We start from the raw sequence: 5392 nt of genomic DNA, 5'->3' as shown, positions 1-5392 counted from the left end.
GCGCCGAGTTTGATGGTCAGATTCTTGTTCATGGGACTCTCCCTGTTTGGATGGGGGGAGTCTGGCGATGCGGTGTGGAGGGAATGTGCGGGGAATATGGAGATTGTGTGGAGAATGCATTCCCCTGTGGGAGCGAGCCTGCTCGCGAAGGTCGCGACTCGGTTTCAAGGCAAGCGCAATACCACCTCAACCCCGCCCTCGACATTGCTAATGCGCATCACCCCACCATGCAACTTGACCACTTCTTCAACGAAGTTCAGCCCCAGCCCGGTGCTCTTGCGTCCGCTGTCCGGGCGCGGCAACGAGTAGAAGCGTTCGGTCAGGCGTGGCAAGGCGTAATCGGGAATCGGCGTGGTCTGGTTGAACAGGCGGAACTCGACGTGCTCGCCAACCCGCTCGGCACTAAAGCGCAAAAGGCCCTGCGTCGGGGTGAAATCCAGTGCATTTTCCAGCAGATTTCCCAACGCCTGACGCAGCAGAAACGGCTCGCCAATCAGCAGCAACTCCTCACCGATCGCTTGCTCGACGCGCAGTTGTTTGCCCTCGATCCGCGCGGCCTGCGCCTTGAGCAATTCTGCGACCAACAGCGCCAGCGGCACTGCCACCCGTTCTTCCAGCCCTTGGCGCTGCTCGACTTGCGCCAGGTTGAGCAGGCGCTCGATCAACTGCTGCATCCGCGCGCTTTCGCTGTCGATGTTGCTGACAAAGCGCAAACGCTGGACGGCCGGCATCTCGCTTTGCAGCAACTCCGCCGCGCCCCGAATCGCCGCCAGCGGACTTTTCAATTCATGGGTCAGGGTGTGCACGTAACGCTCGACGTAGGCCTTGCCTTCGAGCTGGGTGCGCATCTGCTCAACCGCTGTGGCCAGTTGCTCCAGCTCACCGCCGCGATAATGCGGCACTTCCACGCGCCGGCCTTCGCTCACCGCTTGGGCATAACCGGTCAAACGGTGCAGCGCGCGGCTGAGCCACCATGAGAGCAAGGCACCGAAGAGCAGGCCGAGGCCGATCAGTCCGGCGCCGTAAAACAGCAAGCGCCGCTCGGTGCGATCAACGTAGGGTTGCAGCGAACTGTTGGGCTTGGCCACGGTGACCACGCCGATGATCTTGCCGTTGTCGCGGATCGGCGCGCCGACGTGCATCACTGAAGAGCTCGGATCGTCAGGATCACTGCGGCTGGAGCGCGCGCCGTACTCGCCGCGCAGGGTCAGGTAGACGTCGTTCCAGCGCGAATAATCCTGGCCGACCGCGACGCCGCTGGAGTCGAGCACAACGATGCCCTTAGCGTCGGTGACGTAGATGCGGTGGTTGACCTGGTTTTTCGGCAAGCCCCAGATGGTCGCTTGCGGCTGCCGCTCGCCATAGGCACGGAGCAATTGCGGCCAGCGGTTCTCGCTGAGGGTGCCGGCCTTGAAATCGTCGCGCAGGATTTCTGCCATCAGGTTGGCGGTGTCCACCAGCGTCTCTTCGGTGGACTGGCGCACGCCGGGGCGAATTTCTTCCATCACCGTGTTGAGGACGAAATAACCGGTCAGGCCGACAAACAGCACATACACCAGAAAGATCCGCAGCCCCAGCGACATCAGCTGTGCCCCGGGCTGTAGCTGTAACCGAGGCCGCGATGGGTCTGGATCGGCTCGGCCTCGGTGCGCACCAGGCGCAACTTGGCGCGCAGGCTTTTGATGTGACTGTCGATGCTGCGCTCGTAACCGGCATCGGCCGCTACGCCCAGCGCATCGAGCAATTGCTCGCGGCTGAACACCCGCTCAGGTTGTTCGAGCAGGCATTGCAACAAGCGGAATTCATGGCGGGTCAGGCTCAGCGGCTGGCCGCGATAGCTGATCTGCACGCGTTCGGCATCAATGCGAAACAGCGTTGAGCCTGCTTCCAGGGTTGCGCGCGGCGCCATGCGTTTGAGGATGGCTTTGACCCGCGCCGCCACTTCACGCGGGCTGAACGGCTTGACCACGTAATCGTCGGCGCCGATCTCCAGGCCCACCACGCGGTCGATCTCGGCGTCGCGGGCGCTGAGAAACAGCACCGGCACTTCCGTGAAGCGTCGCAACTGCTTGCAGGTTTCGAAGCCACTGATGTCCGGCAAACCGATATCGAGAATGATCAGGTCGGCCGGGGTTTGTCGCTGATGCTCCAGCGCCGCCGCGCCGAGGCTCAGCCACGTGGTGCTGAACCCCTCGCCCTGCAAGGCAAAAATCAGTGTGTCGGCAATCGCCGCTTCGTCTTCGACAATCAGGATGTGCGGCATGGCGTCCGAGCCCGTGGCAGTTAGTGCGCGAACGGTGCCCCAAGCCCGGGGTTACGTCAATCAGACCACTTAGCAGTCAGGCTTGTCGGCGGTGTAGCGCCGCGCCGGGTTGACCGCCGCGCCGAACTCGCGCAAGGCCTTGGCGCCGATCAGCAGCGGATAGTTGAAGTGGCTGCGGTCGGTCAGGTTGACCTCGACGGTGCGCTTGACGTTGCCCAGGCACAGTTCCAGATCGACCACCGGGCGCTTGGCGACATCGCTGCTGTCGCGCTCTTCATCGTCCTCGTCGGAACGGCTTTTGATCTTGCTGATGCGCGCGACCTTATGCTCGAAAACCTTGTTGCTGGCATCTTTGGTGGCGAGGCGGAAACGCACCCAGTCTTCGCCATCACGGGTGAAGGTCTCGATGTCCTTGGCCGACAGCGAGGCGGTCAGCGCGCCGGTGTCCATCTTGGCCTTGAGCACTTCGCCACCGATTTCCGGCAGCGCGATGTATTCGTAGCGACCGTACAGCGTCGGCTCGGCGGCCATGACCGGCAGCGCGACAAGGGCAAACAGAGCAAGGAGGGATTTCACGTAAGGGGCTTCCTTGGGAGGTTGGGCAACGGGATTTTAGACCGTCACCTTTGAATTCGTTCGGCTGAATCAAGATCAAAAGATCGCAGCCTTCGGCAGCTCCTACAGGGATCGGTGTAGGAGCTGCCGAAGGCTGCGATCTTTTGATCTTACGGTTTGAAAAGTGAAACATTCGTCAGCACCGATTTGGCCTGCTGCGCGAAGCTGCTTATCATGGCTCGCCCCTGCCACTTCATAGAGTTGCTTATGCGCCGCCTGCTCACCGGCTGTTTCGTCACCCTGCTGCTGTTGCTCAACACCTTGATCCTGATCGGGCCGTTGATGGTGTTTGCCCTGCTCAAACTGGTTGCACCCGGGCGCTGGCGTGACCACGCATCAGGTGCGGTGATGTGGATTGCCGAGACCTGGGCCGAGATCGACAAGCTGATCTTCCAGCTGTGCATCCCGACGCAATGGGACATACGCGGCGGCGACGATCTGCGCCGCGACACGTCCTATCTGGTGGTCAGCAACCATCAATCGTGGGTCGACATTCCGGCGCTGATCCAGACCCTCAACCGGCGCACGCCGTTCTTCAAGTTCTTTCTGAAGAAAGAGCTGATCTGGGTGCCGTTCCTCGGCTTGGCGTGGTGGGCGCTGGATTACCCGTTCATGAAGCGCTACACCAAAGCCTTTCTGGCAAAGAACCCCGAGCTGGCGGGCAAGGATCTCGAAATCACCAAAGCGGCGTGCGAGCTGTTCAAACGGCAGCCGGTGACGGTGGTGAACTATCTGGAGGGCACCCGCTACACCCTGGCGAAAAGCACCCAGCAGGATTCACCGTTCAGCCACTTGCTCAAACCCAAGGCCGGCGGCGTGGCGTTCGTGCTGGCAGCGATGGGTGAACAGCTCGACGCGATGCTTGATGTGACGGTGGTGTATCCGCAGGAAAAAATCCCGGGCTTCTGGGACCTGATCAGCGGCAACGTGCCGCGAGTGATCATCGACATCAGGACCCGCGAACTCGACCCGACGCTGTGGCAGGGCGATTACGAGAAAGATCCGGCCTTTCGCCAACACGTCCAGAACTGGGTCAACCAGCTCTGGACCGAGAAGGATCAACGCATCGTCGAGCTGCGCAACGAGCGCCGCTGACTCAAGTGCCGCTGCCGACACCCCAGATGCTGCCCAGGCTGCTCAACAGCGAACCACCGACGCCCTGCTGACCGAGGTATTGCAGCAACACCGGGGCAAACTGCCCGATCATGCCGCTGTCCATGCCCAGCGCGCTGAACGCGTTGTTCAGGTCGTTGCTGTCTTTGACATTGCCCAGCGCATTTTCAAGCCCGGCGGACTTGCCGGACGAACCGAGCAAAGCCCCGAGCGCCGCCAGATTGCCGCTGCCACCGGACAACTTGTCGATGCCCGGCACTTCCTTGGCCAGTTGCGAATAGTCGGTGCTGCTCAACTGATTCTTTGCCAGCCCAAGCATCGCGCTGGTACCGCCAACAGCCTGCTCCGGCGTGACGTCCAGCGCACTCAGCGCACTCAACAAACCAGCGGTTTCCGAGGTCGGCGCCGCAGCGGCCGCCTTGTCACCACCCTGCATCCCCGACACCACGCCGGCCACGTCATTCAGACTGAACCCGGCAAACACCGGCCCGGCGGCCAGGGTCAGGAGCGATGCCAGGGCAAAACCGCGTGAAATCTTCATTCAGACATCCTCTTGGGGAAAAGCTGCCACCGGACACGGCGACGAAACTGCCGGTTTGACCGGGGATCCGGTGGCATGTTCCGGTCATTCCAAATTGATATTCAGGCTATTCCAAAACGTTTCTAAAAACTGTCAAACCTAACAGTTATCAGCTCAATTCGAGTTGTTTAGATTTGAATTCGAGACAAGTTTGCCGCGGATCATTCTGAGGGAGGTGCTGCGATGGAGAAGCGATTGTCAGACCGCGACGACTCGATCATCGCGCCGGTGAAGAGACCGTCCAAGGGCGCTGCAAAGGAAGTGATTGCGCAACCCTCAGCAATCATCTTTTGCGTTGATCCGAACGATCCCATCATTGGAGAAATCAAGGCCGGACGAAGGGTCAGTTATGAAGTGATAAAAAGCGATACAGGGCAGCAATACGCAATCAATGTTCGACTGGTTCGCGACAGAAGGAACAGATAAATCCTGGTCGTGATCCTTGGTTTTGAAAAGCAAACAGGAAGCATGGATATGTCAAACAGAACAAGCGGTACCGTAAAGTGGTTTAACGACGATAAAGGCTTTGGATTTATTACCCCTGCTGATGGCGGTGCTGACCTCTTCGTCCATTTCAAGGCAATTGAATCCGATGGATTCAAATCGCTCAAAGAAGGACAGTCAGTTTCATTCGTGGCCGAGAAGGGACAGAAAGGCTTGCAAGCAGCTCAAGTCCGCGTTGAATGAACCATAACCAAAAAAAATCGGCGACCCTGAGGTCGCCGTTTTGCGTTGCGCTAACACTTACGCCGCACTGAACAACTTGTGCGGATCAATCACAAACTTCTTCGGCACACCCGCATCGAACTCGCCGTAACCTT

General features: G+C 59.7%; 8 protein-coding genes. 3 read left to right on the top strand and 5 right to left on the bottom strand.

Annotation, left to right across the window (positions count from 1 at the left end):
• Positions 1-164: 164 nt before the first annotated feature.
• The 3 genes from creC to D6877_RS02080 all read right to left on the bottom strand — a co-directional run bounded on the left by creC (position 165) and on the right by D6877_RS02080 (position 2839).
• Positions 165-1583: a two-component system sensor histidine kinase CreC gene (creC, locus tag D6877_RS02090; RefSeq protein ID WP_130909679.1), complete on the bottom strand. Its 1419-nt coding sequence runs from the start codon at positions 1581-1583 to the stop codon at positions 165-167.
• Entirely contained in the window at positions 1583-2263 is a 681-nt protein-coding gene (creB, locus tag D6877_RS02085) for a two-component system response regulator CreB (protein ID WP_130909678.1), read from the bottom strand. The genes creC and creB overlap by 1 nt, the downstream gene beginning before the upstream one ends.
• A gap of 69 nt (positions 2264-2332) precedes the next feature.
• Positions 2333-2839 carry an ATP-dependent zinc protease gene (locus tag D6877_RS02080; protein ID WP_016772839.1) on the bottom strand — a complete coding sequence of 169 codons (507 nt, stop codon included), beginning with the start codon at positions 2837-2839 and terminating at the stop codon, positions 2333-2335.
• A gap of 246 nt (positions 2840-3085) precedes the next feature.
• Between D6877_RS02080 and D6877_RS02075 the strand changes: the two genes are divergently transcribed.
• Positions 3086-3973 carry an acyltransferase gene (locus D6877_RS02075; RefSeq protein ID WP_130909677.1) on the top strand — a complete coding sequence of 296 codons (888 nt, stop codon included), beginning with the start codon at positions 3086-3088 and terminating at the stop codon, positions 3971-3973.
• A gap of 1 nt (position 3974) precedes the next feature.
• Here the strand turns inward: D6877_RS02075 and D6877_RS02070 are convergent, their stop codons facing one another.
• Complete coding sequence (locus D6877_RS02070; protein WP_130909676.1) at positions 3975-4532, bottom strand: DUF2780 domain-containing protein; 558 nt, start codon at positions 4530-4532, stop codon at positions 3975-3977.
• Between the two features lie 222 nt (positions 4533-4754).
• On the opposite strand from D6877_RS02070, the gene D6877_RS02065 reads away from it, so the two are divergent.
• Together D6877_RS02065 and D6877_RS02060 are read left to right on the top strand one after the other, a co-directional pair.
• Positions 4755-4997 carry a hypothetical protein gene (locus D6877_RS02065; RefSeq protein WP_241662833.1) on the top strand — a complete coding sequence of 81 codons (243 nt, stop codon included), beginning with the start codon at positions 4755-4757 and terminating at the stop codon, positions 4995-4997.
• A 48-nt stretch (positions 4998-5045) separates the two neighbouring features.
• Positions 5046-5258: a cold-shock protein gene (locus tag D6877_RS02060; protein WP_130909680.1), complete on the top strand. Its 213-nt coding sequence runs from the start codon at positions 5046-5048 to the stop codon at positions 5256-5258.
• A 57-nt stretch (positions 5259-5315) separates the two neighbouring features.
• Here D6877_RS02060 and D6877_RS29755 read toward each other — a convergent pair.
• A partial coding sequence (locus tag D6877_RS29755) for a hypothetical protein (protein WP_239687984.1) occupies positions 5316-5392 on the bottom strand: 77 nt, incomplete at its 5' end.

This window comes from Pseudomonas sp. Sample_9 (assembly GCF_004307535.1).
GTDB lineage: Bacteria > Pseudomonadota > Gammaproteobacteria > Pseudomonadales > Pseudomonadaceae > Aquipseudomonas > Aquipseudomonas mercuritolerans.
This window is presented reverse-complemented; position numbering and strand designations above follow the sequence as displayed.

What these genes read in the sequence shown, in the direction of transcription:
- creC (WP_130909679.1), bottom strand. Translation starts at nt 1,583, where the DNA reads ATGTCGCTGGGGCTGCGGATCTTTCTGGTGTATGTGCTGTTTGTCGGC.
- creB (WP_130909678.1), bottom strand. Translation starts at nt 2,263, where the DNA reads ATGCCGCACATCCTGATTGTCGAAGACGAAGCGGCGATTGCCGACACA.
- D6877_RS02075 (WP_130909677.1), top strand. Translation starts at nt 3,086, where the DNA reads ATGCGCCGCCTGCTCACCGGCTGTTTCGTCACCCTGCTGCTGTTGCTC.
- D6877_RS02070 (WP_130909676.1), bottom strand. Translation starts at nt 4,532, where the DNA reads ATGAAGATTTCACGCGGTTTTGCCCTGGCATCGCTCCTGACCCTGGCC.
- D6877_RS02065 (WP_241662833.1), top strand. Translation starts at nt 4,755, where the DNA reads ATGGAGAAGCGATTGTCAGACCGCGACGACTCGATCATCGCGCCGGTG.
- D6877_RS02060 (WP_130909680.1), top strand. Translation starts at nt 5,046, where the DNA reads ATGTCAAACAGAACAAGCGGTACCGTAAAGTGGTTTAACGACGATAAA.